Raw genomic sequence first — 24,581 nt, 5'->3', positions numbered from 1 at the left:
CGCAGTGGTGCGTCGAACGACGTAGGCGCGGGATCGGATTCGCTGCGCACCGTGCGCGATTGCCGCCGGTGCCACGAGTATCACGACTACAACCTGAGCGTCTCATTTGTCCCGCGACGCGAGCCACGGTGTTGTTGCAGTTGGTCGGCGAAGGCAAGCTCGGACTGGACGATCCGGTGGACCGCCACTTGCCGCGGTTCGGCCTGGACCCGCGGATCACCGTCCGGATGCTGTTGCAGCACACCCGCGGACTGTTCAACTACACCGGTGAGCCGAAGCCGGATGGAACACCGGATCCGGGGATGTTTCCGATGTCGGGTAAAGCGGCCGCGGACAGCGTGTTCCGTGACTACCGGCCGGAGGAGTTGGTGAGGTTCGCCTTGTCCAAGCCGGCTCGGTTCGCGCCGGGCACCGACTGGTCGTACTCCAACACCAACTACGTTCTGGTCGGCTTGCTCATCGAGAAGATCACCGGTACGCCCTACGCCGTTCAGGTCCACCACCGCATCGCGACGCCGCTCGGCTTGTCGGGCACCACTGCTCCGGGTACTTCGACCGAAATCCTCGGCCCCCATGCCCACGGCTACGCCACGTACAAAGAGGCCGACACCCTCAGGACCGTCGATTTCACCAATCAGAACCCGTCATCGGCATATGCCGCAGGCGAGATCGTCTCCACCACCCAGGACCTCGATACCTTCATCACCGCATTACTGGGTGGCAAACTCCTCGCGCCCGCGCTGCTCGCCGAGCTGCGCACCATGCGTATGGTCGATCCAACTTTCGGTTACGGGCTCGGGCTGATGCATTTCGTGCCGATCCCAGGTTGCGACATTGCCGGTCACGACGGCGGGATCGCCGGTTACTACTCGAAGATGTACAGCACGGTCGAGGGAAGCAGACGCGTCGAATTATCGGTGACCGGAGGTCAGAGTATCGATATCGACGACCTGGCCGCGATCCAGAAATTCCGCGCGGCTGGCGACAAGGTAGCTACGAAGGCTGTCTGTGGCAGCTGACTTCGCATCATCCAGCGGTCAAGGCTTGCGGCCGACGCCGCCGACGATGCAGTGCCGGACCACCGACAGCGGGGCCAGCCGCGGGCCGCTGGGCCACCAGTCGTCGCACAGCACCAGCCCCGGCTCGACCATCTCCAGGCCGTCGAACATGGCCTGGATCTCGGCGCGGGTGCGGAACCGGCCGCCGCCCATCGGGCTGTGCACGAACTTGTCCTCCATCTTGCGGGCCAGGTCGCTGTACTCGTCGACTTCGGGATCGAAGAAGTGCGCGATCGCCACATACGATCCGGACGGCAACGCGTCGATGTAGGTCGCCATCAACGCGGCGGCGTCATCGGCCAGATAGTGGTGCAGCGTGCCGACCTGGAACAGTGCCATCGGGCGGTGGAAATCCAATTCCGTACGCACCGCCGGGTGACCGAGCACGGTCAGCGGGCGGAAGATGTCGGCTTCGACGATGCTGGTCCGGGTGTTCTCTTCCAGCAATACCCGCGCGTGTGTGAGCACCATCGGGTCGTTGTCCACATAGACCACCCGCGAATTCGGCCTGATCCGCTGCACCACCTGGTGGGTGTTCTCCGAGGTCGGCAGCCCCGAGCCGAGATCCAGATACTGCTCGATCCCCGCCTCGTGCGCGAGAAAACGGCAGGCTCTGATCAGGAAATCCCGGTTGGCCCACGCCAATTCGGCGACGCCGGGCGCCACCGTGCGGACCTGGTCGAGCACCTCACGGTCGATCGCGAAGTTGTCCTTGCCGTTGAGCGCCGCATCGTAGACACGCGCGATACTGGCACGACTGATATCCACTCCTACCGGCACCGCACTCGGGTAGGCAGACGGCTGCGACATCGGAGGCTCCCTGCATCGTTGAGCTCAGTGCGACATCACAAGTGTTCCCTATACACTCACGCTCCGAAGCGAATACAGCCCGATCGTCACATTCGTCCCGCAACTGCCCAGCAGTGACAACTCGCAGGTAACGGCACAGGTCCACGGCGCCGGACGTACCGGCGCGATTACAGTTGAGCGGCAACAGCACCCAGCAGGGCGCGTGACCGATCCGGCGTCTCGGCCTGCACCGTGACCCGTTCCATCACCGCACGGTAGGCCTCGAGATCCTCCCGGCGGTCCAGATACTGCGCACTGGTGAGCTGTTCCAGATACACGATGTCGGGCAGCTCCTGCTCCGCGAAGCGAAGTAATGTGAACGAGCCGCCCGCCGCCACATGGCTACCGGACGAATAGGGCAGCACCTGGACTGTCACGTTCGGTCTGTTCGACATTTCCATCAGATGCTCGATCTGCGCGCGCAGCACCGCTCTACCGCCGATCGGCCGACGCAACACCGCCTCGTCCAGCACCGCCCACAGCGTCGGCCCGCCACGCACGTCCAAGATCTCCTGGCGCTTGCGGCGCAGCTCCACCCGCCGCGCCGCCTCGGTGCTCTCGTGACCGAGCGCCACGATCGCGCGGGCGTAGTCCTCGGTCTGCAACAGGCCCGGAACCAGCTGGCCGTCATAGGCTCTGATCGACTTCGCGGCTCCCTCCAAGCCGAGGTAGGTCTCGAACCAGGACGGCAGAAGATCCCCGTAGTGATGCCACCAGCCAGGCTGATTGGCCTTACGAACCAGCCCGAGAAACATTTCGCATTGATCCGAATCGGTGACGCCGTACAGGGCGAGCAGATCGCGGACGTCACGTTCCTTGAACCCGGTCCGCCCGAGCTCGAGCCGGCTGATCTTGGCGTGCGAGCCACGGATGTGCTCGGCGGCGACAACGGGTGTAATGGCTTGTTGTTCGCGCAGTTTGCGGAGCTGAGCGCCGATCGCGATCCGCAAGGCCGTCGGGCCGCATTCCACGACATGCGGCTCGATAACGTCGATCCGGACCGGCTCCGTGATCATGAGGTCCCACTCCGATGCTCGAAGACCACCGGCGGCGCGTCCATTCACGCCCGAACCTCTACCGCCTCGACTCCGATGTTATCGCTCGAACCTCTCGGTTCGTGCGCACTCTCCACAGAACGCTCGACCAGTCGGTTCTCCTGCGGCACACTGCACACCGGCCGGCTGGTGGTTCAGCCGTTCGTAGCGACGATGGCTTCGCAGCTGCGTGCCGCGGCTCGGCAGGTCGTGGCGGTCACAGGGTCCAGGAGCGGATTGTCGAGCCGACCGCGCCAGTAGTCGATGGCGCGCAACGCGACAGCCCGGCATTCGGCCATGCTCGCATCGGCGGGAAGGGCCAGGCGCTGCTGGGCGCCTGTGCCGGTGCCGCCGAGCACCCGGGTCGCGCGAGCGCGGTCGTCCTCGCTCAGCCGAGTGGCACGAATGCTGGACAGCAGGCGCAGTTCGGTGAACATGTGGGTGTCGGCGAGGAGGCGGGCTACGTGATTCGACAGCTCCGGGGTCGCCGCCGTCGGATGCCGGGACAGGACGCGCGCCAGCATCGACAGCGCCGCATGCGCCCGGAGCTGCTCGTTGCGTTGGCCGAACTGGATGTTCAGCGTTCGGCGCAGCTCATCCAGGCCGCTGTGGCGCACCAGCTCACGCGACAGCGCGGGTGCGTCACCGCAGCCGTTCCGAATCATCGTGACGGCCATGCGGATACCGAACAAGCCGAACGCCTCGACCAGATGATGACGATCCGCCGCCGAAACCGGCAGGTCGTTCTCGGGGGCGGCGAAGCGGGCCGCGGAGATCAGGGCGGTGTCGAGTGCGCCCGGCCCCATCGCCGCCAGGGCACGCAGCGCGAGGAATTCGGTCCCACGCAGCGTTTGGCCCCGCAATGCCAGCAGGCCCGATACCGGAATGAAGCTCTGGTGCAGGCCGCGCAGTTCGGGCGCCTCGGCCAGCGCCGCGCTGAGCCGGTGCGCGGAGGCCAGCGATTCGCCTCGCCCGCCGTCGATCTCGTCGGCGCGCGACAGCACGCCGACCACTCCCAGCGGACCGCCTCCGGTCGTCATCTGTCGCTGAATGCGTTGCAGCAGTTGCACATCGGTGTCTCGCAGGTCGCGCATGAGGTACACGACGGCGTCCGCTTCGCAGGGACCGTCCTCGGGAGCCAGCAGCGCGAGGGTGCGTTCGGATACGTCGCGAGAGTTCGAGGAGGTGCCGGGCGTGTCGATGACGGTGTAGTCGTCCAGCAGCGAGGACGGCCAGCACACCGTCAGTCGTTCGACGCTGTCGGCGGGCACCCCCAGATCCAGCGTGAGGCGGCCGCCGGGGCGCAGCACCGGAAGCCGTCGGCGCTCACCGCGGGCGACCAGATCGATCCGCGGTGCGGCCGAGCGCCGAAACCAGGTGACCACCCGGGTGCACTCGGTCGCATCGGTCGGCGCGATCTCCTCCCCGATCAGTGCGTTGAGCAGCGTCGACTTCCCCGATTTCAGGGTGCCGGCCAACGCCACCCGCATCGGCTCGTCGAGCCGATTCTCGCAGGCTGCCAGCTCACCCGCCCACTTCGACCGCGGGTCGACCTCCCGGCGGGCGGCCCGGATCAATCGCCGCGCCACCCCGAGCTCCCGGCCGGCCATCACGAAATCCCCGGCGCGATGGCCACATTCGCCGCCTCCCGGCGCAGTTCACGCAACCGATCCGATGTCGCCTGGAGCTGACGGATCCGTTCGATGCGCCGGTTGTCGTGCAGGTGACCGGCCTCCTGCGCGGCCTGCAGGGCCTCGTTGGCCGAGCGCAACATCTCCTCGGCCAGTGCGGTGAAGTGATCGCGCAGGGTGCGCTGCACCTCGCGCAGTCGCTGTTTGGACTCGTCGTTGACGTGGAAGACGACCTCGTCCATCAGCTTGGCCACCGCGAGTTTCGCCTCCATGCGACGACGGGCTTTGAGCGACTTGTGGTCCTCGCGGAAGGTATTGGCGCCCAACAGCACTCCCGCTCCGATGGAGTACGGGTTGACCAGGGCCAATCCCAGCAGACTGGTGGCGAGACCGACCATCAGCAGACCGCCGTAGGAGCCGCGCAGGCTGGTGATGCCGCGCTGGATGACGCCGGTCCGGCCGCTTTCGAGCGCCTCGAGCGAACCCCACTGGTGGAGCACCGAACCGGCAGCGGCTCCCGGCAGGGCCGGCAGCGACGGCGCGCCATCTTCGACGAACCGCTCGGCGACCGTTGTCGCCAATCGCGTCGACAGTTTGTGAGCCAGCAGGAAGTTCTCGTTGACCTCCTCGGCGATACGGCCGCCGAGCCGTTCGTCGAAGGCCTCCCAGGTCCGGGCCGGATCGGTCTTGATGATCTCGCTGTCCGCTTCGCGGGCCAAGGCCCGCAATCGGTTCCGCAGATCGTGATCGACGGCGACGGTCAATTCGGTGATGCCGTCGCCCAGGACGTACTGCCAGTTGGCGGTGCGCTTGCGCAGCGCGTCGGCGGCGTCACGGGCGTCGCGAATGCGTTCGAGCAGTTCCGCGCCGCGGGCCGGATCCTGCAGCGCCGTCAGTTCCGTATTCACCGCCAGCGCAACATGATCGGAGACCACCCGCACGTCGTTGACGAACGAATCACGGGCCACCGCATCGGCACGCTCGACGATACGCGTGCGGATGTAGTCGACCAGCTGGGGCATTCCGGACTCGACCTCGAGCTCGGTATCGCTCAGCCGGTGCGACATCGCGTGCATGGTCGCCGAGACGGGCAGGATCGGCAGGGTGAGGCCGGCATCGGTGAGGTGCTTGCGATCGGCCTTCTGGATATCGGCCCATCGCACATAGCTGTCGATCTTGTTGATGACACATACGACCAGTGGACAGAGCTGGTGGATCTGTTGCAGGAAGCGCATCTCCGGTGCGGTGTACTCCTGGCTGGCGTCGGAGACGAACAGCACCGCGTCCGCGGTGGGCAGCAGTTCCAGTGTCGCCGCGGCCTGTCGGGAGTCGGCTCCGGTCACTCCGGGCATATCGACGAGGACGATGCCTTCGGCGAGCAGCGGTGCGGAGAGCCGGATCTCGCTGGGTTCGCCCGGTTTCGCGGTCCGGCGAGACAGCGTGTCGCCGTATTCGAGCATGATCGGCGCCCGGGGGCCGGAAGACCGGGCGTTCTGCCGACCGCCCGTGGGGCAGACATCGGCCGCGACGAGGGCGTTGACCAGTGAACTGATGCCCTTCTTCGACTCGCCGGTGACGACGATGCGCAAGCGGGCGTCGGCGATTCGCTGCCGCGCCGACATCAGGCGGTTCGACAGGTCGGCTCGGCCGGCGGTATCGGTCACCGATCGCAGCTCGTCCAATAGTCCCGTCATGGAATCGGTCGCGGCGGTTGTCTTTCGCGCGAAGACCGTACTTGTCGCGGTCACTACCTGCTCCTCTGGTGCAGTGGGGTGGAACCGATCGGTCCGCCACGCCCCGCACCGGAGTGCGGCGGACCGATCGGTGGTGATCAGTGATGCAGGTCGGTGGTTGTCGTCGCGTGCGTGTCGACGGCACTGTGTGACAACGACGTTCCCGAGTCGGAGGTCAGCCCCATCGACAGGCCGTTCGAGGAGGCCGCCAGCCCGCTGTGATCGGTTGTTCCGGTATCGGCCGCGGTGAGATCGACCGACGGGGTGGTCGCGGCCGACGTCGCGGTGTGGTCGGCGACCGTCGTCACCGAGGCAGCGGCCGGAGTGGTCGTCGGTACCGCCGCGGCGGTACCGGCTGTCGCATGCGCGGCGTCCGACGTGCTCACCGACGCCGCAGCGGTCGGCGTGCCGCCCGACAGCAACGCGTCGACGTTGGCGCTGGTGTGCGCGTCGGTAGCCGACGTGGTACCGGCTCCCAGATCGGCGCTGGGCGATGCCGTGCTCGCATGCGCGGCCGCCCCCGCTCCCGTATCGGCCGAGGGCGCGGTGGTCGTCGCGTGCGTGGTCGTGCTCGCCGAGACGCCCGCGGACGGTGCCGTGGTCGCGGATGCCGTTGCGCCGGTGCCGATATCGGCCGAGGGCGCGCTCGTCGGCGGGTGCGGCGTCGCGGTCGCGCCCGCACCGATCGACGGTGTCGCCGCCGGGACCGTGGTGCCGAGTGTCGCACCGGTACCGCCCGTGGTGACCGGTGCGGTCGCGTGCGGGGTGATATCGATCGCCGCGCCCGCTCCGGCGGTCTGCGACGTGGCCGGGTGGCCGGCCTCGCCCGCGGTCGCACCGATGCCCAGATCGGCGGTCGGCGCGACAGCCGTTGTCGGGATGGCGACATGGGCTGATTGCGTTGCGGTCGTGGCGGTCTGCGCGGAGGCGGTACTCGCTGCGGCGCCGATACCGCCCGTCCCGCCGAGATCCGCCCCGGGCACCGTGCCTGCATGAAAACCGGTCAGCGAGAAGGTGTTCGCCGCCGTGCCCGCGGCCGGGGCTGCCACAGCCTGCGACACAGTGCTCGACATGGAATGAGTGGCGGCGTTCACCTGCACGGATGCGGACGCGGGGGTGACGGCCACCGGCGCGACCGCACTGGAGACGGCCGCGTCGGAGGTCGCCACCACCGTAAGCCCTTGTGCCACATGCGCGTTACTCACTGTCGACGAGCTCAGCGCGGCGTTACCCGTGCCGATCAACCCCGGCGATGTTCCCGACGCCAGGGAAGACGACGACAGCGAGGAGGACAGTCCATCGTTGTGGGCTGCACCCCACTCGGCCGAGCTGGATGCCGTACCGGATGTCACAGCGCTGCCGGGGAATCCGCCACGCGGCTGTACATCGCCGGATCCGGAGGTGCCGCCGAAGCGCTCGTTCTGCGATCCGGAGTCACGCTGCCCATGGCTCTGCTGTGGCGATTCGCCATGAGAACCGTTGCCTCGCTGCGTATTCGATTCCCCGATGCCCGTGTAGGCGCCGCCGTGTGCGCCCGCCGTGACGCCGGACTGCCCGCCGCCGGCGTGAACGCCTCCCCCGCCGTCACCGTAATGCCCGTTCCGACCCGATTCCCCGGAGGCGGCGTGCTGACCGGATCCGTTCGAGTCGCTCCGACCGTGATCGCCCGAGCCGTATGTACCGGCGGGCCGACCATGCCCGGCCGCGCCGCTGTGCGCATCGTGATCGCCCACACTGCCGTAGCCACCGGCCTGACCATGCCAGACCGATCCGCCTTCACCCCGACCATCAGCCTGACCCGATCCACCATGCCCCGCCGATCCACCAGAGTCACCGCGCCAACCGTGGTCGCCCACACCGCCGGTGCCCGCGGGCCGACCATGCCCACCGGACTCCTCACCCCGACCGTGATCACCACCATCACCCGGCCGGTCGTGCTCCCCCGAAACCCCGGGCCGACCATGCTGATCCGCACCGCCGGGGTTGTCCGGCCGACCGTGTTGATCGGGACCCCCTGGATTGAAGTGCTGCCCAGAGCGATCGGAACCACCGGGGCCGTGGTGATCACTGCGCCGATCGCCATCGGTCGACGCGTGCCGACCCGGGCGGTCGAACCCACCGCCGCCCGCGTGCTCGCCGATCCGGCCGTGATCGCCCGCGTCTTGCCGCTCATGGGCCCCGAAACCACCGCCCGCCTCCGACTGCTCGCCGAATCGACCTCCCGCCCACGTGTGTTCGCCGGACGCATCACGCTCACCGAACTCCGAACGACCGCCCAGGTCCCGGTGCTCTCCGAAACCACTGCGCTCATCGGCACCTACCCGACCACCGAATCCGGCACCCTCGCCGAAGCGCGTATGCCCACCGAAGTCCTCGCGACCGCCGAACCCGCCGTGCTCACCGACACCACCCTGCTCGCCGAACCCGCCACGCTCACCGAACCGGACGTGCTCACCGCCATCACCGTGCTCACCGAATCCCCCGCGCTCACCGAATCCGTTGTGCGCGCCGACATCACCGTGCTCACCGAACCCGCCACGCTCACCGAATCCGTTGTGCGCGCCGAAGTCCACGCCCACCTCGTGGGCTGTGTGTCCCTCGAATCGGCCCTGCTCACCGAAGTGGCGGTCGCCGTGTGCCTCCCGATCGACGGGGGCGCTGACGTTCGGCTCCTGGCCGGCCCATACGTGATCCGCCCCTCCGGCGGCGCCCCGTTGATAACCGTCCACGCCGATGGCGTCGGGATGGACGATATTCTGGTGCGGCCCAACCTGATCCGATGCCGCGAAGCCGGACTGGGAGAAGGTCCGAAGGTCGACGCCCACTCCCGCGGCAGCGCCACCGTGCGACACCACCGCACTCCGCTGCGACGAAAACCGGTCCGACACCACGGAGTTCTCGCCCAGATGTACGGCGGAACCAGTCTGTTCTGACATCGTTGATACGGACTGGTCTACTGTGTGCACTTCCACACCCGAGCCGAGCGCCGTGGATTGGTCGAGCGATATGTGGACATCGTCCGTCAGCTGGGAACCACCGTCGTTCCCGACCTCGGGGAGGGACATGGCATGGGATGAATCCTGTTGCACTCCTGTACTGATGGATCCAAACTGAGCAGATCCGCTGGTTTCCATGTCGACAGCCATTGCTGTTCCTCTCGTAACCGACGCCGCATATTCGAGCGCGAATGATGGTGAGGTTAAGCCAGCGATCTGGGAGCACGTCGATGCCTTTATGTGAGATTCCTGGGGAGACACCGACAGTGAGCGCACAGAGACCACTCAGCGAGCCGACAGCCTGAGCCGTTAACCTTGCGCCCGAGCGGTATTTACCGGACCACAGAATGGAGCGCTTGGATGCCACGGGCCCTGGGCATAGTCATCGGATCCCATGACTTCGTTTACGCACCGACCGACCAGCGTCGTATCACACGTGTTCCTGCGGTTATCCGCCTCACAGCCGATTCCCGCCCGATTCTCGGTCAACCGACCGGAACTGCTGCGGCGGAATACCGGGATTTCATCACCCGAGTGGGTGATCCCGTACCGGTTTTCGCTGGTGGCACCGTCCGGTCGGGCACATGGTTGGTCGCGACGGCCATCGAATGCCTACTCGACGACGCACTCCTCGCAGTTGTCGCCCATTCGTCGGCATGGACCGAGCATTCGGTACGGGAGTTGCGGAAGGAATTGCCGAAGAACGGAACTCGGGTAGTACTCGTCACCGAGGCCGAGGCGGCCTATACCGCCCTGCGCGCATCCCGAGAAATACCGGACGGCGCGGCAATTCTGCTCTGCGATATCGGCAAGTCGGGTATGGATGTGGCCGTGGTGAGCGCCTCGGACGACGACACCGTCCGCGTCGATCAGCCCACCCGTTCCTACGAATTCTGCGGCGATCTGGTCGATTCCCTGTTGGTCGCGCACATTCTGAATGAACTGGCCGTCACACATCCCGGCTTCGACCCCGCCGATCGTCGCAATTGGAGTGGTCTGCGCGAGCTGCGGAAACAGATAGCGCAGGCCAAACACCGGCTCTCGCAGGACGTTTCCGCGGTGATGGAGGTGAGCCTGCCCGGCATTCACGAGAATCTGCGCATCGTCCGTTCCGAGCTCGAGGATTTGATCGCCGAACCGGTGGCGCAGGCGGTGCGGCGCATCGTCGATGCCGCCGACAATGCCACCCACACCGGCCGCACCATTCAGGCCGTCGTGCTGACCGGCGGCAGCTCGACGATTCCCCTACTCACCGAAACCCTTTCGGCCACCACCGATGTGCCGATCATCAACAGCAACGATCCCGGCTCCACGGTGGTACGGGGCGCCGCCCTGATCGCGGCCAGTCTCCTCGCGCGCCAACCGCACGCCAACGGCACCTCCCGCATACTGCCGCCCGGGCAACCGGCACCTCCGCCCCCTCTGCCCGCCGCGATTCCCCCGGGCGGCAACGCATCCCGCCCGCCGGCCAAGATATCCCCACGACCGGCACCAACCCCGCCCCCTGCGGTTGCTCCACCACGGAAGCCGAACCGCATGTCCCGATCAGTCGCATGGTCGGTGGCCGTCGCCGCCACCGTATTGGCGATACTCGGCGGCCTGGTCGTCGGATTCGAGCACGTTCAGCCGAATCCGACGCAAACCGCGGTCACTCAGACCACAGGCCACTCGGGCACGGTCGGCGGCCGACACTGAGCGGGACGCCGCGTCCACCGACAGCCTGACACTGTCTCACGATGCGGCGACTCCCGCACGCCATGCAGAACGGCATCGACTGCGGGAGCGCGCTACGTGCAGGACTCTACGACCACGCGTTGTTGTCGTTCGCCGCGACCCGGCCCGCGACGAAATCGGTCAACGTCTTCGACTGCACCGACCCGGCATCCCCGATCGGCCCGGACGCCAGCGCCTGACCGACCGCGCCGTAACCGAGCGGGCTACTCGCCTGGGAGACCGTCGAGGTGAACGACTTCGACGTGCCGTCGGTGCCGGTCCGCTGGAAATCCAGCCGCGCACCGACCACCGTCTTCCCTGTCACCGGGGTGAAGTCGAACCGGAACCCCGACCGCCATAACAGGTTCTGGTCGTTGGGCCGGGAGTTTCCTATCGCGATACCGCAGGTGTTCTCGCAGCCCGCGCTGCCGTCGGACTTGTATGCGATCGTCGACGGCTGAGTGTCGTAGCCGTAGGTGTAGGTCGGGTCGATCGTGACCGGGAACCGCCGAGCCTTGTCGGTCAGCCATTTCTTGTCCACCGAGATCGTCAACAGCCACGAGTCCCCTTGGGGCGCCAGGCTGTACGAGCCACCGGCCCGGGCCGGTGACTTGCCGTTAGCCCCGGCCGAATCCCACACCGATACCGGCGGCAGCCCCGCCACCACGGCACCGGAGGCGTCGGTGAGCACGACCGTGTCGCCCTGCACCTTCGGGCTCAGTGCGCCGGTATTCATCCGGAACACCCACCGCCCGTCGCCGACCCCGGTCGGCGACTTCACGATCAGTGACTCTTTGACCTCCCCCTGCGACAGCGCGTACGTCAGGTCCGTCCCCGCCAGCACATTCGTGCAGGTGACGGTCGAATCGGTCACCGTCCGGTGAGACTTGTCGGCGCCCCGCAGCGCCATCGTGACCGCGGTGCCGTTGCGCTCGATCCGCACGAGCGACGAATCGTCACCGGCTGACGCGAATCCCACACGGCCACCGGCGATCGCCGCCGACGCGGTCTTCGAACTCTTGTCTTCTGTCAGCTTGGTCTCGGCCGGAGCCCAACCGCCCCGGGTGTCGGGCACACTCACCGGAACCGGAGACAGCACCACCGAGCGTGTGCCGTTGGCATTGGTGTACTGGACCGACCGCTCCGACCGGCCCGACTCCTTCGACGAGTTCAGATCGAAACCGGGACGCGCCCCACCAGTACCGGCCAGCGGCCCATAGTCGGCCGCCGGACGCGGCGGCGAATCGAGCGTGGGTCCGCTCGCGGGCGAAAGCAACGGCACCGCCTGCGTTTTCGCTCCCGAGCTGAGATGTGACACGATCACCTGCGCCATCGTCACCACCAGGGCGACAGCCATAGCGACCACACACGCCCGCAACCACACCGGCCATCGGGACCCACCCTTGAAAGACCACACACTATTCCGCATTGAGAACCCCCTCCGCCTCCCCCCGCGTGCCGCTGATCGACACCGGGAAGTGACCCCGAGACCGCCGAAAGCCGTTGCACTGCTGGACAACACGCCTACGCCGTCGTCGCTATTGGAGCACATACCGACCGGCCGCGAAATCGGACTCGGTGACGTGTCCATCACCAACCGACGCCGCCCTAGGGGTGCCCCAGACCTGCCGACCCATCGCGCGGCAAGTCCGCATCAACCCACTAGGCCGACTCGGTACCAACACTTCGGCCTCGAAGCACCGACATGCAGCATGACCGGACTGGCCGTCACGCTGGGCTTTCAGCACCAGGGCGAGTATGCAGCCCTACAGATCGACACCTCATCTTGAATAGTTCGAAACCATCTGCGCTGCACTATGTTCCGACCGGACGGCATCACGAAACTCCCACCGATGCGATAGGGGTTACGGTCGCCGGTGCCGCAAGCGCCTGCCTCGTTGCACTCCAACGCTTTCCGGCGTGTCGGCAGCTGTCATCTCGACTTCGCCGTGCGGATCGCCCTGATGAACAACGGATTTGCGGCGTGGACACGCGTCTTCGACGCGGTGGCGGTCAGGGGGTCGGCTTCGCTCTTGCTGCGTCGTCGCTGAGGGCGGTGAACACGGTCACGATGGATGCGATGATCTCGATCTGTGTCGGGCCGATCAGCTGGATCCAGGCGAGTTCGGGGAGTCCTGGTTGGCGCCGGAGGGTGGCGAACTCGTCCGGCCAGGGGGCCGGCGGGGCCGGGAGGTGAACGACCGAGACCTTGTCGAGGAAACTGCCCGACGACTCGGGGAACTTGTCGATCGACAGGTGATGGATTCCTTCGAGGGAGATCGTGATGTCGGGCTTGTGTGGGCTGTGCCGGAGCAAGATTTCGAGCGCGTCGTTGCCTTCGATGATGTCGAAGGCGATCCGGTGGATGAAGTAGCCTTCGCATAGCGCCAGCGTCTCGTTCGCGCGGTAGCAGACCCTTTCGAACGGCGTCGTCTTGCTTGGGTCTCTGTCCATGACATCCTCCTTGGTCGCCGCTGATGATCGGCGATATCGGCCGCGCGCGCTAACCGGAACTTCTCGGAGTTGCCCCGATCTGCCTCCTGGACAGCGGCTTCGATGGCGCGAATGCGGTGATCGGGGCCGGACCGGCCGCGGGCCCTCAGTGTCCGGCGGTCAGGAGTTCGCGGGCATGCGGGCGGCGCAACTTGCCGGATGCGGTCTTGGGCAGGGCATCGGGTGCCAGAATGGCCACCGTCCGGGGTGGCACGCCGATGGCCTTGAAGATCTCGGTGCTGATGTCCCGGCGCAGCCGGCTGACGCGGGCTTCGTCGTCGTGATGAATGGATTTGGCGAGTACGGCGAATCCTTCCGTGGGGCTTCCGGCATCCACCGAGACCGCGACGGCGTTATCGGTGCGGACCCCGTCCACGCGGTCGGTGGCGCGTTCGATATCGGTCGGATACAGGTTGCGCCCGGAGATGATGATGACGTCCTTTCGACGTCCGCAGATGCGCCTCTCTGACAAGAAGGCTCGACGGCCTGGGGCTGATCGACTCTGCCGACCTTGGCGTTCACCATGCGGATCGAGCGGGCGAACATGTTGGACATATAGCCGCGATGGTCACAGCATTGTCGTATGAACGTCCACTCGGATTCCGTACCAGCAAGGAATGAGACGCGCCGAGTCCGAATACTGTGCCTGCACGGCTACCGCGGCAGCAGCGCGATACTGCGGCGGCAAATCGTGCCGCTGGCCACCGCGCTCGGCCCCGATACCGAACTGGTCTTCGTCGACGCGCCCTCGCTGGCGCGCGGTGATTTCGGGTGGTGGCACAACGGTTTTCGAGGCTGGGAACACACCCGTGACTGGGCCGTGCACCTGCTGCGGTCCGGTCCGCGCTTCGACGGCGTGTTCGGCTTCAGCCAGGGTGCCGCGCTGACCGGTCTGCTGGCCGGAGTCCGCGAGGTCACCGACCCGCCGCTGCCCTTCGACTTCGCGATCATGGTCAGCGGATTCACCAGCACGATGCCGCAGCACGCGGACCTGTTCCATCGCCCGCTGGCCATCCCGTCGGTGCACGTGATGGGTCGTGCGGACGGGATTGTGCCACTGCGTGATTCGACACTGTTAGCTCAGCGCTTCATCGACCCGGTGGTGCTCGAGCACGGCGGCGGCCACGTGATCCCCGCCGACCGCGCCGTCACCGGCGCGATCGCCCGCTTCCTCACCCAATTCCCGGGTACCCCCGTCCACGCCGACGAACACCGGAACCTGCGATGACAGAACCCGTGCCGACTCCGGTCGGGACAGCCGGTCTCACTGGTACCGGTCCTCCACCGCGGACCTCCTCGGATACGCATAACCGACCGGCTGTCAGGGTCGGTCGTGGGTGATGGTGCGCGCGGCGGTGATGAATGCCTCGAGTTCGTGGGTGATGTCGGGACCGGTTGGCTGGTAGACGATTTCGGTGATGCCCTGTGCGGCGTATTCGGTGAGGCGTTCGGCCAGATGTGCGGCCGATCCGGTGACGGTGGTTGTCGGGATCGCCGCCCAGCCGCTGGCGGCCCACGCGGCCCGATCGGCGGCGTTGAGGGTGACGAGGTGCTGGTCATGGACGGCGAGGTGTCGTTCTCGTTCGGGTGTCCGGTTGATCACGTCCAGCCATTCCCGGCCGCCGGGCAGCGCGGTCACGTCGCCGCCGAATTCGTATGTGGCGTGGTAGGCCAGCGCGTTGCCCGGGCCTGCGGCGGCGCGGACTCGTGGTGAGTCCAGGGCCTCGCCGTCGGACAGGACGGTGCCGTGGATGCCGAGTGCGGCCCAGGTGAACTCCGAGGCGAACGCGGTCTCGCCGTTGACGGTGAACAGCCCGTCGGCCGAATCCTTGGCTACCGCAAGCCCTTTGGGACCCAGTGCCGAGATCAGCACCGGCACGTCGATGGGACGGGCCGCGGCGTGTCCGGCCGGGTGCATCATGCGCATGCGGCCGCCGTCCCAGTCGACCGTCTCGCCGCGAAGCAAACCACGGAACACTCGAACGTACTTCTCCAGGTAGGCCCACGTGCTGGGCTTGGCTCCCAGAGCCCGAGCGGCCGAGAATCCGGTGCCGAAAGCGACAGCCACCCGCCCCGGCGCCAGCGCCGCCAAAGCCGCGGCGCCCGAGACGTTCACCATCGGGTGCCGCAGGCCGGGCACGAGCACACCCGGTCCCAGACCGATGCGTTCGGTGCGTTGCGCGGCCAGGGCCAGCATCATCCACACGTCCGGGCCCTGCTGCGGTATGTCGAACAACCAGGCGCGGTCGTAGCCCAGCTGCTCGGCGATGGCGATATGCCGCGGCGAATCCAGCGATGTCGGGAACTGGCTCGAGATATTCATCGGTGCTCCTTGCCGGGAACGACGACGCAGGCCTGAGAAGGCCTGCTTCGCTTCACAACTGCCGGGTTCCGACTACGACTTCCACCCGGTCGGTGTAGAAGGCGACGTGGTCGGCGATGGCCGCGACGGAGTCGTACGGCTCGTGGTAGGTCCACACCGCGTCGGCCAGGCCGCCTCCGGGGAGGGTGATGGTGTAGTAGGAGGCGTCCCCCTTGTACGGGCAGTACGTCTGGGTCGCGCTGGCGGTGAGCAGTGCCGGGTCGACGTCGTCGAGCGGGATGTACTGGACCGGTGGGTAATTCGCCTCCCGCAGGGTCAGGGCCCTGGCGGTGTCGGCGAGAACGTGCGCGCCGACGCGCGCTACGACGCGCTGACCGGTCTTCTCGATAGTGATCGGGTGGTCGGGTCCGGGGATCTTGGGTTCCCGTGCAGTCATGACCTTCTCCGTTTCCAGTGCGATAGCGTGATCGGCGATACCGATTAGACCAGTCTGTCTACTGAACCATATCAGCACAGTCGATGCTCAACGTGTGCCAAACATGGTACTGGTTCACGAACTTCCACTCTTGATTGACAGGACAGCCCTGAGCGGCTTTGCTGAAACCATCACTAGACAGACTGGTCTACTCAACGATTGATCTCAGAGGAAGAGGCGCGATCATGACCGAGGTACGCACAGCGTTGGTGACCGGCGCGACGTCGGGTATCGGCAGGGCCGCGGCGGTGAAGCTGGCCCGGGATGGATTCCATGTCCTGGTTCACGGCCGTGACGGCGAGCGCGGAGCCGCGGTGGCCGAGGAGATCGAGAGTGCGGGCGGCAGTGCCGAATTCGTCGCCGCCGACCTCACCGATATCCGCGCCGTCGAGCAGCTGGCCGCCCAGGCCGGGGCGGTCGATGTCCTGGTCAACAACGCCGGGTTCTCCTGGTTCGGCCCCACCGCCGACCTGGACTCCGGCACATATGACGCGATGTTCGACGCCAATGTGCGCAGCGCGTATTACCTGACCGCCGCTATCGCACCGAAGATGGCCGAGCGTGGCCGGGGTGTGGTGATCAATCTGGGCAGCATGGCCGGACAGATCGGCCTGGAAGCCGGCGCCGCCTACAGTGCCACCAAGGCCGCACTGGCCTCGTTCACCCGTTCCTGGGCCGCCGAATACAGCCCGCGAGGTGTGCGTGTGAACACCGTCGCTCCCGGACCGGTCTACACCGCCGGCTCACCGCGGGAAAACCTCACGGCCCTGGGCAAAACCACGTTGCTGTCCCGCACAGCGGAGGCGGAGGAAATCGGGGACGTCATCGCGTTCCTGGCCTCACCGGCCGCCGGATACATCACCGGCGCTGTCATCCCCGTCGACGGCGGACGCACAGCCATCTGACCTGAACGACACCCCGACATTGACTGGGAAGACCGGTCTGTCTAGTGTTGTCGGACCGGGTAGAACCCGAATAGGCCGCCCGGTAGCACAGTGGACTGTACCGCCAGTCTGACAGGAGGTGTGACCATTGCCCGGTAAGGTCGACACCGCGAAGGGATCCGCGCGCGAACGTCTGCTGGCCGCCGCCGATGAGCTGTTCTACAGCGAGGGAGTGCAGAGCGTCGGCATCGACCGCATCGTGCGCCAGGCCGGCGTCGCCAAGGCCTCCCTCTACAACCTGTTCGGCAGCAAGGACGAGCTGGTCCAGGCCTATCTGGACGCCCGCCACGCCAATACCCGGGAGCAAGTCGAGCGGACCCTGACCCGGTTCCGGACACCGCGGGAGCGACTGCTGGGCGTCTTCGACGCGCAAGGCCAGCTGTTCACCGAGCCCGACTTCAACGGCTGCGCGCATATGACGGCCAGCGCCGAGGCACAGCCCGGCAGCCCTGTCGAATGCGCCACCGACCGATACCGGCAGTGGGTGCGGACGCTGTTCACGGATCTGGCACGCGAGGCCGGCGTCGCCGACTACGAAGGCCTCGCACGGCAGCTGCACCTGTTATACGACGGCGCAGGAGCCTCCGCACGAATGGACCGGGACCCGTCCGCCGCGACCACCGCCCGAGCGGCGGCCGCGGCGCTGCTCGACGCGGCCCTCACGGACAGCAGCCGACACTGACGAGGCGGTTGTCGTCGGATGCGGCGGCTGCCGGTTCGGTCGCGGGCTGTCGGCGATATCCGATGACGACGCTTCGAGGGCGTCAGGTGCCGTCGATCGCCAGGGTGGCCTGCATCAGATTCATCGCCGCGGCGCACGGGTCCGGTTGGCCGGTGTGGTCACGGTTTTGCACCCACCAGGTGACGGTGCCGGAATCGGCGGCCGTGACCGCGCAGCTGCCGGGGTCGCGAGGGTCGCGGACGTATATGGCACCGAAGTGTTTGATGACGAGTTTCTCGATGCGGTAACCCTGTTGTTCATCGATCTGGCGATCGCGGCCGAGCGTGTCGTGTTCCAGCCATGCGTAGGTGAGATCGACCGGTCCGCCAGTGCTGAAGTCGGCTTCCCACGCGCAGATGGTCGGCCCACCCAATGGCCGGACCGCGGTCGCGTGCACGGTATCGACGATGGTCTGGTCCGGGAGCGGACCGCATCCGGCGAGAAAGTTCGGATCCTCGACCGATTGCTGTGCAGCGTCGTGATGATGGGTCGAGCAGGCCGTGAGCAGTACCGCCGCACAGACGGTGGCAATCCTCATGACCGGTCGGATGTCGCGCACAACCAGCATTGTGCGTGCTGATCCGTGCCGTGGCTAGAGGAGGTGGCGCGCGGCACCTGGAACCCGCTCGCGCCGCCACGACAGCAGGATCAGCCTCCGCTTCAGTTTCTTGTCGGCGGTGCGGCCGGTCATGGCATTACCCGGTTGCGGCAGCGTGCGCTGGATGATTTGCTGCCGCAACCGGTTTCGTCTGCGCTAACCGCTGATCTGCTGGACGACCTTCACGCCGATCAGGATGACGGCGATGAGCAGGTAGCCGCGCAGGGCGATCATGCCCGCGGTCCGCAGCGGTGAGAACGCCGGACGCGCCAGGGTGTGCAGGGCCGGGGTGCGCCAGCTGTCACGGTCGGCGTCCAGGACCTGTTTGCGGTCGGCACGCGACAGCGGCGTCGCATCCAGCTCCTCGATCTGATCCGGGTCGAGGCCACCGAGCTCCGCGGCGGTCTGCTCGGAGCGGGTGCGGTCGGCATGATGGCGCGCGTAGGCGATGGTCAGACCGCCGAGCAGACCGATCAGCGCACCGACGCCGAAACCGATCTCCAGGGTGGTGGTGGACAGGTCCGGGAAGAAGGTGGCGGCGGTCAGCGCGAGCGACAGCAGCACCAGCGACCAGACGATGACGCCCGCGACGATGTTCTGCCGGGTGCTGTTGACCCACGGGCCGAGCACGGCTTTGTCGTTACACAGCAGCACCAGAAATACCGTGGCCGACGGCAGCAGTACCCCGGCCAGCGCCTGCACGCCCTGGGTCAGCAGGCCGAGCACGTGGTCGGGGCTGAACGAGACCGCGGCGGCGATACCGAGCAACAGCGCGTAGCCGAGGTAGAACATCGGTGCTTCGGTGATCTTCCAATGCAGCGAGTGCCGCTTACCGAGGGTGTCACCGAGCGCGTAGGTGGTGGCCAAACCCACGGCGTTGGCTCCGACCAGAGAAGCGTCCAGCAGCAGAATCGCGAACAACGCACCCACGGTGTGTCCCAGATGATCGTGCAGCGCCCGGGCGACCGCGCCCGCATCGGTGAAGTGACCGACATCGGCAGGGGCCAGGCCGAACGCGGCCGCTGCCATGATCGCGATCGCACCCGCCATGACCACGACGATCCCGACCCACAGGTCGATCCGCTCGTAGCGGATCCAGCGCGGGGTGATGCGCTTGTCGACGATGTTGGACTGCTGGAAGAACAGCTGCCACGGCGCGACGGTCGTGCCGACGATCGCGACGATGAGCAGCAGCAGTGTGGAATTCAGGCCGCCCGGGAACGAGGGGACGATGCCCTTCACGGTGTCGGTGGCACTGGGGTGCACCAGGAACGCCAACGGGAACATCACGATGTTGATCGCGATGAGCCCGAACAGGAATCGCTCCCAGCGCCGGAACGAGCCACCCGCGACGACCGCGAACAGCAGCACCGCGGCCACCGGCACCGCGATGGCTTTGGGCATCCCGAAGTAGCCGAGAGCCAGTGCGACACCGATGAATTCGGTGACGATCGTCATGGCGTTCACGATGAACAGGTCACCGACGCTGAACGCGCCCCAGAACCTGCCGAACCGGGCGAAGATCAGCCGGGCGTGCCCGACACCGGCGACCGCGCCGAGACGCACCACCATTTCCTGGTTGACGTAGAGCACCGGGATGAGCAGCGCCAGCGTCCAGACCAGGGCCATGCCGTAGTTCTGCCCGGCTTGGGCGTAGGTGGCCACGCCGCCGGCGTCGTTGTCGCCGACCATGACGATCAGGCCGGGGCCGATGATGGCCAGCAGCATCTTGAAGCGCTGCCAGCGGCCGCGGCCCTCGAGGGTGTCGTGCTGGCCGATGGTGCCCAGCGCGCCGACGATGTCGCCGACGTGCGCGGAATCGAGGACAGCGGTGGTCGGTGCAGCGGTGGGGGTTGGTGACGGAGTCGTTGTGGTGGTGCGGCGGGTCGCGCCGGTGGAGAACAAGGCCATCGCCATTGCTCCCTTCCTGAAATATCTTGCGGTACTGCTGTGATGGGTTCGGCGATCGCCGAATGTCGACGTCGGGGGGTAAGTCGCAGACTGCGGTTGTGCCGGATCCGTTCCAGCACAACCGCAATGGGCGATCAGGCCGCTGGGGCAGCGGTACCGGAGCCGGCAGGCGCCGGGGTGGAGGGAGTGTTGAGGCGCTGGAAGAACTGGATCGCGCTGGCGATGCCGACCGGCACACCCAGCAGTACCGTGCCTGCGGCCGCGCCGAGCGCGATGCCCGCGGCCGCGCCCGCGATGCAGCCGCCGACCCAGCCCGGAACGAAGATCGGCGTCATCAGCGTCGCGGGCACGATCGCACCCAGTACGCAGCCACCGACCGCGCCGATGATGGTGCCGACCAGCGCACCCACCCCGGTGGCCAGGCCGAATTGGGTGCCCGCCGCGGCCAGGGCACTGTCGAAGTCGGCTTGGGCATCGACCGGGGTCACCATCTGCACCGGCTTCGCAGCGGCGGGATCGGTGCTCGGAGTCAGTGTCGCGGTGTTGCCGTCGATCGTGGCCGCGATCGGAAACCGTGATCCGTTGATGTCGTAGGCCAGCGGCAACCCGGCAACGACCGTGCCGGTGGCATCGAGCACTTGGAACTGGCCGTCGCGGGCGGCCAGCGAGCCCGCGTCGGTGGCGACGACCACGGAGTTGCCGTCGCGTTTGGCGGTCCAGTGGATACCGGGCGCGAGGTCGGTGTGTGTGATCGGCGCCGAAATCGGTTGCACCGGAGCCGCATCCGAGTCGGGCATGTTGAAGCTGAGTACGCCGAGCGCAACAGTGGCGGCGGTGGCGTACGCGGTGATCTTCCTCATCAGATAAAACCTTCGAACAATTCGAGATGAACATTCTTGGCCAGCATTCGACGAACGTGGCTTCTTGCGGGCATAAAGACCCATGCCCGAATGGCTATTCAACGATTACCGCACCGAATACCGGCCCGAAAATGCAGCACAAATCAACGGTCATGCGCAGACGCAGACCGCGACAATGGACGATATCTCAGGCTCGTGTGATGTGAATCCACTCACGCACGGGTGGGGAAGACCATGGGTGGGGAAGACACGGAACTCGGATACGGACTATCGCCTCGAGCCATGGTCGTTCCTCACCTCCTTGCGGCCGGGGCGCGCGGGGACGCCGTCGCGGAGCGCACGAAGAAGTGGCCGCAGCAGAATGCCACCGGCGCGACCTCTCTCGTCAGAGCTTCGGCACTGGACGACGTATCCCGTTGCCCGGGAAGCCACTTGGGATCGCGCCTTAATCCGGGGCGACCTGTCCTGATCTTGGGCGTCTCTGGACGTCGTCAGATCAGTGGCCTGTGTTCGTGCAGGAGCCTCGCCTAGCGAGGTGCTTTTTCCGTGTTACAGCCTGACACAATCCGACGATCGAAGTCAATTAAGGCAACGGACCACCTTTTCGAATTACTGCCAGTCAGAAGTTATTTCACCGAAGGCGCCGACGCTGCAGCGACCGCCCAGTCTTTCCGACTCATCAAATCCACCGCGCCGCCCGACTTCCACAAGGAATGCCCGAGACGATCTGTGCCGAAATCCGCACTACCACGAACGATTCGCCCCCACGCCGCGCCCTCCCGCGCCCACGCCCGCATCCTGCGCACCTCCTCGGCCACCGACCGCCGACGCGAAATCGTCACCGCCACCGAGATCCTCGACGCCGACTGCATCCGGCGGCGCACCTTCTACCTGAACCGGCCCGAGGGCGACCCGCACGGCTCGGTCTCGGCCATCGCGCAGGGCGTATTAGGCCAAGCGCGAGAGCAACAAGCGGCTGATCACCGTGAAGCGCGGAGGCCCCCGAGGCTATAGATCAACGATGCCCCTCTTGGTTCGCCGGTTCACGGCTGACGCATCGATGTGACGCTGGAACTCATGAGCATCGACGAGATCATCACGTTCATCGAATCCCTGGGCGCAGTGCTGACGCTTCGCCCCGGGCCCGGTGACGGGTCACCCGAGATCGCGTGGGAGGACACGTTCTTCTACTACGCCCCCGACGGCAGAGTCCCGGCCACGGGCCAGCCGTTCGCGACGATCGTGACCAAGGATCACCCCGACGACGACAGATCGGATCTGAACCGCCCCGGCGCCTTCCGTCTGAACATCGGCGTCGGCAAGGACGTGTTCGTCAGGTCGACAGGCCATGATCCTCGGGAAACCGCCACCCGTGGCGGTGACCCGAGCATCGCCGACACGGTGCTGGCACACCCCGTCTACGGCAATGCCGCATGGCTCGCGGTCGTGAACCCCGGCGCGCGAACCGAGGAGCCGATCCAGGAAATGCTCCGCACGGCCCACGACCACGCGCGGTCGCGCTACCAACGCCGTGCCGGATCGCAATAACGCGGCCCGCCAACTCGGATCCGCCAGCGGGTTCGCCTGCGTCGACACGCTGATCGCCGATCGGCTGCCGTGCGGGCATTCGAGCCAGCCATAACCTTCGGCGGCCAATGGATCTCACGCATAGTGTCTTGCCGTGAGAGATCTTCGCCTACTGCCCAAGGTTCATCTGCACACGCACCTGGAAAGCGCGATCCGTCCCGCGACGATCCGCGAGCTGGGGGGCGAGCCACCCGCTCGAGATCGGCCGTTCACCGGTTTCGGCAAATTCGCCGAGCAGCGGGCCACCGTGCGGGCGCTTCTCCGCGACTATCAGCACTTCCGTCGTATCGCCGTAGAGTTTTGCCAGGACGAGGCGGCCGAGGGGGTCCGCTACGCGGAGGTCACTTTCACCGCGGCGGCTCACGGTGAGCGCGTTGACGATCTGACGATGCCGCTGGAAGCGGTGCTGGACGGCTTTGCCGTCGGCGCGCGGCGGTATGGCGTCGAGGTCCGTGTCATCCTGGACCATTCGCGACGACGCTCGGTGGAGCGGCTGTGGCGCACTCTGGAGCTGGCGACCCGGTATCCGCAGGTGGTCGCGATCGGGCTGGCGGGCGATGAGTCCTATCCGGCGAGACCGTTCGCTGAGGTATTCCCTGCTGCCCGGGATGCCGGGCTCCACCTGGTGCACCATGCCGGGGAGACGGCCGGCCCCGAGAGCATATGGGAGGCATTGACGGTGGGGCACGCCGATCGGATCGGCCACGGCATCCGTGTACTGGAGGATCCGGCCTTGGTGACCGAGTTGCGGAAACGCCGTATCCCGCTGGAGGTCTGCCCTTCCTCCAACGTGCTGCTCGGGCTGGTGTCGTCGCTGCCGCAGCATCCGTTGCCGAGCCTGGTGGAGGCCGGTCTCACGATCACCCTGAACACCGACGGGGAGACGTCGTTGACGGCGGAGTACCAGCGTGCCCGGGAGGTCTTCGGCTACAGCGACGCCGACCTGGGTAACCTGGCCCGCACCTCGGTCGAGGCCAGCTTCGCTCCCGCAGAATTGAAAGCCCGGATCGGTGCTGAGATCGATCAATGGTTGAGCAGCTGAGCATGCCGAGGTCGGTCCACGGAACGTCCTATATCGGGCGCTGGGCGCGCGTTCGATCAAATCGCACCTACTGATGAGTTCATCGGTGCCCTGGTAGGCGCTCCTCGACTACGGCCAGTGCTGGCCGCTCAGATCGACTGCGGCGCAGCACGTCCGGTAGCCGATCAGTGACGATGCCGGTGACGGATGGCTCGCCCCGGTCTCGCCCGGAGGTTCACGACACCGTTGAATTCGCTCCCCGCGCGCAGCTGCGCAAGGATTCGAGATAGGCGCTCATCGCGTCCCGGTTGCGGGTCAACAGGTCGATGCGTTCGGTCATACGGTTGCGCTGGTGCTCGAGCGTGGCGATGATCTCCGGGGTGGCGTCGGCGAAATGGATGTCGCGCGGATCGTCCAGGCAGGGCAGGATCTGCTTGATGACGCGGGTGGGCAGCCCGGCGTCCAGCAGACCGCGAATGTGGACGACCTGGTCCATCAGGCGCTCGTCGTAATCGCGATAACCGTTGGCACTGCGGCCGACACGGATCAAGCCCTGCTGCTCGTAGTAACGCAGCAGCCGCGGAGCGGTGCCGGTGCGTTCCGCGAGTTCCCCGATGCGCATATGTCCTATCCC

24 protein-coding genes and 1 riboswitch are annotated in these 24,581 nt (G+C 66.7%); of the genes, 9 read left to right on the top strand and 15 right to left on the bottom strand.

What is annotated here, in order from left to right:
* Positions 1-68: 68 nt before the first annotated feature.
* Positions 69-1,019 (top strand): serine hydrolase domain-containing protein, encoded by a 951-nt coding sequence (locus ACIA76_RS27125; protein WP_397155413.1) that lies wholly within the window; start codon positions 69-71, stop codon positions 1,017-1,019.
* A gap of 18 nt (positions 1,020-1,037) precedes the next feature.
* Here the strand turns inward: ACIA76_RS27125 and ACIA76_RS27120 are convergent, their stop codons facing one another.
* The 5 genes from ACIA76_RS27120 to ACIA76_RS27100 form a co-directional block, all read right to left on the bottom strand.
* On the bottom strand, positions 1,038-1,868 hold the full coding sequence (locus ACIA76_RS27120) for an SAM-dependent methyltransferase (RefSeq protein WP_397155411.1): 831 nt from the start codon (positions 1,866-1,868) through the stop codon (positions 1,038-1,040).
* Between the two features lie 167 nt (positions 1,869-2,035).
* Positions 2,036-2,923 carry a helix-turn-helix domain-containing protein gene (locus tag ACIA76_RS27115; protein ID WP_397155409.1) on the bottom strand — a complete coding sequence of 296 codons (888 nt, stop codon included), beginning with the start codon at positions 2,921-2,923 and terminating at the stop codon, positions 2,036-2,038.
* Between the two features lie 173 nt (positions 2,924-3,096).
* Positions 3,097-4,551, bottom strand: a complete 1,455-nt coding sequence (locus ACIA76_RS27110) for a dynamin family protein (protein ID WP_397155407.1) — start codon at positions 4,549-4,551, stop codon at positions 3,097-3,099.
* Positions 4,551-6,320 (bottom strand): dynamin family protein, encoded by a 1,770-nt coding sequence (locus tag ACIA76_RS27105; RefSeq protein ID WP_397155405.1) that lies wholly within the window; start codon positions 6,318-6,320, stop codon positions 4,551-4,553. The genes ACIA76_RS27110 and ACIA76_RS27105 overlap by 1 nt, the downstream gene beginning before the upstream one ends.
* An 83-nt stretch (positions 6,321-6,403) precedes the next feature.
* Positions 6,404-7,510, bottom strand: a complete 1,107-nt coding sequence (locus ACIA76_RS27100; RefSeq protein WP_397155403.1) for a hypothetical protein — start codon at positions 7,508-7,510, stop codon at positions 6,404-6,406.
* Between the two features lie 264 nt (positions 7,511-7,774).
* Here ACIA76_RS27100 and ACIA76_RS27095 point away from each other — a divergent pair, with 264 nt between their 5' ends.
* Together ACIA76_RS27095 and ACIA76_RS27090 are read left to right on the top strand one after the other, a co-directional pair.
* Positions 7,775-9,238 carry a hypothetical protein gene (locus tag ACIA76_RS27095; RefSeq protein ID WP_397155401.1) on the top strand — a complete coding sequence of 488 codons (1,464 nt, stop codon included), beginning with the start codon at positions 7,775-7,777 and terminating at the stop codon, positions 9,236-9,238.
* 597 nt (positions 9,239-9,835) lie between these two features.
* The gene (locus tag ACIA76_RS27090; protein ID WP_397155399.1) at positions 9,836-10,996 is read left to right on the top strand and encodes an Hsp70 family protein; all 1,161 of its coding nucleotides are present in this window, start codon (positions 9,836-9,838) and stop codon (positions 10,994-10,996) included.
* Positions 10,997-11,102: 106 nt separating this feature from the next.
* On the opposite strand, the gene ACIA76_RS27085 is transcribed toward ACIA76_RS27090, so the two are convergent.
* The 3 genes from ACIA76_RS27085 to ACIA76_RS27075 form a co-directional block, all read right to left on the bottom strand.
* Positions 11,103-12,371 (bottom strand): hypothetical protein, encoded by a 1,269-nt coding sequence (locus ACIA76_RS27085; RefSeq protein ID WP_397155397.1) that lies wholly within the window; start codon positions 12,369-12,371, stop codon positions 11,103-11,105.
* 656 nt (positions 12,372-13,027) lie between these two features.
* Positions 13,028-13,468 (bottom strand): hypothetical protein, encoded by a 441-nt coding sequence (locus ACIA76_RS27080; RefSeq protein WP_397155395.1) that lies wholly within the window; start codon positions 13,466-13,468, stop codon positions 13,028-13,030.
* Positions 13,469-13,613: 145 nt separating this feature from the next.
* Positions 13,614-13,979, bottom strand: a complete 366-nt coding sequence (locus tag ACIA76_RS27075; RefSeq protein ID WP_397155393.1) for a hypothetical protein — start codon at positions 13,977-13,979, stop codon at positions 13,614-13,616.
* A gap of 111 nt (positions 13,980-14,090) precedes the next feature.
* Here ACIA76_RS27075 and ACIA76_RS27070 point away from each other — a divergent pair, with 111 nt between their 5' ends.
* Entirely contained in the window at positions 14,091-14,735 is a 645-nt protein-coding gene (locus ACIA76_RS27070) for a hypothetical protein (RefSeq protein WP_397155391.1), read from the top strand.
* 93 nt (positions 14,736-14,828) lie between these two features.
* On the opposite strand, the gene ACIA76_RS27065 is transcribed toward ACIA76_RS27070, so the two are convergent.
* Positions 14,829-15,830, bottom strand: coding sequence for an LLM class flavin-dependent oxidoreductase (locus tag ACIA76_RS27065; RefSeq protein WP_397155390.1), 1,002 nt, complete (start codon positions 15,828-15,830; stop codon positions 14,829-14,831).
* Positions 15,831-15,882: 52 nt separating this feature from the next.
* A complete protein-coding gene (locus ACIA76_RS27060; RefSeq protein WP_397155388.1) occupies positions 15,883-16,266 on the bottom strand; it encodes a DUF427 domain-containing protein in 384 nt (127 codons plus the stop codon).
* A gap of 224 nt (positions 16,267-16,490) precedes the next feature.
* Between ACIA76_RS27060 and ACIA76_RS27055 the strand changes: the two genes are divergently transcribed.
* Together ACIA76_RS27055 and ACIA76_RS27050 are read left to right on the top strand one after the other, a co-directional pair.
* Positions 16,491-17,210: an SDR family NAD(P)-dependent oxidoreductase gene (locus tag ACIA76_RS27055; RefSeq protein ID WP_397155386.1), complete on the top strand. Its 720-nt coding sequence runs from the start codon at positions 16,491-16,493 to the stop codon at positions 17,208-17,210.
* 127 nt (positions 17,211-17,337) lie between these two features.
* Entirely contained in the window at positions 17,338-17,931 is a 594-nt protein-coding gene (locus ACIA76_RS27050; protein ID WP_397155384.1) for a TetR/AcrR family transcriptional regulator, read from the top strand.
* Positions 17,932-18,013: 82 nt separating this feature from the next.
* Here ACIA76_RS27050 and ACIA76_RS27045 read toward each other — a convergent pair whose 3' ends face one another.
* From ACIA76_RS27045 to ACIA76_RS27030, 4 genes are all read right to left on the bottom strand, one after another.
* Positions 18,014-18,508, bottom strand: coding sequence for a DUF3558 domain-containing protein (locus tag ACIA76_RS27045; protein ID WP_397155382.1), 495 nt, complete (start codon positions 18,506-18,508; stop codon positions 18,014-18,016).
* 54 nt (positions 18,509-18,562) lie between these two features.
* The gene (locus ACIA76_RS27040) at positions 18,563-18,709 is read right to left on the bottom strand and encodes a hypothetical protein (RefSeq protein WP_397155380.1); all 147 of its coding nucleotides are present in this window, start codon (positions 18,707-18,709) and stop codon (positions 18,563-18,565) included.
* A gap of 15 nt (positions 18,710-18,724) precedes the next feature.
* Complete coding sequence (locus ACIA76_RS27035; protein ID WP_397155675.1) at positions 18,725-20,479, bottom strand: NRAMP family divalent metal transporter; 1,755 nt, start codon at positions 20,477-20,479, stop codon at positions 18,725-18,727.
* A 134-nt stretch (positions 20,480-20,613) separates the two neighbouring features.
* Complete coding sequence (locus ACIA76_RS27030; RefSeq protein WP_397155378.1) at positions 20,614-21,339, bottom strand: hypothetical protein; 726 nt, start codon at positions 21,337-21,339, stop codon at positions 20,614-20,616.
* A 370-nt stretch (positions 21,340-21,709) separates the two neighbouring features.
* Positions 21,710-21,881, bottom strand: a riboswitch (M-box (ykoK) riboswitch).
* Between the two features lie 187 nt (positions 21,882-22,068).
* Between ACIA76_RS27030 and ACIA76_RS27025 the strand changes: the two genes are divergently transcribed.
* The 3 genes from ACIA76_RS27025 (at position 22,069) to add (ending at position 23,968) form a co-directional block, all read left to right on the top strand.
* On the top strand, positions 22,069-22,353 hold the full coding sequence (locus ACIA76_RS27025) for a hypothetical protein (protein ID WP_397155376.1): 285 nt from the start codon (positions 22,069-22,071) through the stop codon (positions 22,351-22,353).
* A 63-nt stretch (positions 22,354-22,416) separates the two neighbouring features.
* Positions 22,417-22,887 (top strand): DUF6194 family protein, encoded by a 471-nt coding sequence (locus tag ACIA76_RS27020; protein ID WP_397155374.1) that lies wholly within the window; start codon positions 22,417-22,419, stop codon positions 22,885-22,887.
* 133 nt (positions 22,888-23,020) lie between these two features.
* Positions 23,021-23,968 (top strand): adenosine deaminase, encoded by a 948-nt coding sequence (gene add / locus ACIA76_RS27015; protein WP_397155372.1) that lies wholly within the window; start codon positions 23,021-23,023, stop codon positions 23,966-23,968.
* Positions 23,969-24,182: 214 nt separating this feature from the next.
* On the opposite strand, the gene ACIA76_RS27010 is transcribed toward add, so the two are convergent.
* Positions 24,183-24,569: a MerR family transcriptional regulator gene (locus ACIA76_RS27010; protein ID WP_397155371.1), complete on the bottom strand. Its 387-nt coding sequence runs from the start codon at positions 24,567-24,569 to the stop codon at positions 24,183-24,185.
* Positions 24,570-24,581 lie beyond the last annotated feature (12 nt).

The organism is Nocardia sp. NPDC051570 (genome assembly GCF_044454005.1).
Lineage (GTDB): Bacteria > Actinomycetota > Actinomycetes > Mycobacteriales > Mycobacteriaceae > Nocardia.
Note: the sequence above shows the minus strand (reverse complement) of the source record. Positions and strands in the feature narration are given on the sequence as shown.

What these genes read in the sequence shown, in the direction of transcription:
- ACIA76_RS27080 (WP_397155395.1), bottom strand. Translation starts at nt 13,468, where the DNA reads ATGGACAGAGACCCAAGCAAGACGACGCCGTTCGAAAGGGTCTGCTAC.
- ACIA76_RS27085 (WP_397155397.1), bottom strand. Translation starts at nt 12,371, where the DNA reads ATGGCTGTCGCCCTGGTGGTGACGATGGCGCAGGTGATCGTGTCACAT.
- ACIA76_RS27060 (WP_397155388.1), bottom strand. Translation starts at nt 16,266, where the DNA reads ATGACTGCACGGGAACCCAAGATCCCCGGACCCGACCACCCGATCACT.
- ACIA76_RS27020 (WP_397155374.1), top strand. Translation starts at nt 22,417, where the DNA reads ATGAGCATCGACGAGATCATCACGTTCATCGAATCCCTGGGCGCAGTG.
- ACIA76_RS27055 (WP_397155386.1), top strand. Translation starts at nt 16,491, where the DNA reads ATGACCGAGGTACGCACAGCGTTGGTGACCGGCGCGACGTCGGGTATC.
- ACIA76_RS27070 (WP_397155391.1), top strand. Translation starts at nt 14,091, where the DNA reads ATGAACGTCCACTCGGATTCCGTACCAGCAAGGAATGAGACGCGCCGA.
- ACIA76_RS27035 (WP_397155675.1), bottom strand. Translation starts at nt 20,479, where the DNA reads ATGGCCTTGTTCTCCACCGGCGCGACCCGCCGCACCACCACAACGACT.
- ACIA76_RS27110 (WP_397155407.1), bottom strand. Translation starts at nt 4,551, where the DNA reads ATGGCCGGCCGGGAGCTCGGGGTGGCGCGGCGATTGATCCGGGCCGCC.
- ACIA76_RS27045 (WP_397155382.1), bottom strand. Translation starts at nt 18,508, where the DNA reads ATGAGGATTGCCACCGTCTGTGCGGCGGTACTGCTCACGGCCTGCTCG.
- ACIA76_RS27065 (WP_397155390.1), bottom strand. Translation starts at nt 15,830, where the DNA reads ATGAATATCTCGAGCCAGTTCCCGACATCGCTGGATTCGCCGCGGCAT.
- ACIA76_RS27030 (WP_397155378.1), bottom strand. Translation starts at nt 21,339, where the DNA reads ATGAGGAAGATCACCGCGTACGCCACCGCCGCCACTGTTGCGCTCGGC.
- ACIA76_RS27120 (WP_397155411.1), bottom strand. Translation starts at nt 1,868, where the DNA reads ATGTCGCAGCCGTCTGCCTACCCGAGTGCGGTGCCGGTAGGAGTGGAT.
- ACIA76_RS27010 (WP_397155371.1), bottom strand. Translation starts at nt 24,569, where the DNA reads ATGCGCATCGGGGAACTCGCGGAACGCACCGGCACCGCTCCGCGGCTG.
- ACIA76_RS27115 (WP_397155409.1), bottom strand. Translation starts at nt 2,923, where the DNA reads ATGATCACGGAGCCGGTCCGGATCGACGTTATCGAGCCGCATGTCGTG.
- ACIA76_RS27095 (WP_397155401.1), top strand. Translation starts at nt 7,775, where the DNA reads ATGAGAACCGTTGCCTCGCTGCGTATTCGATTCCCCGATGCCCGTGTA.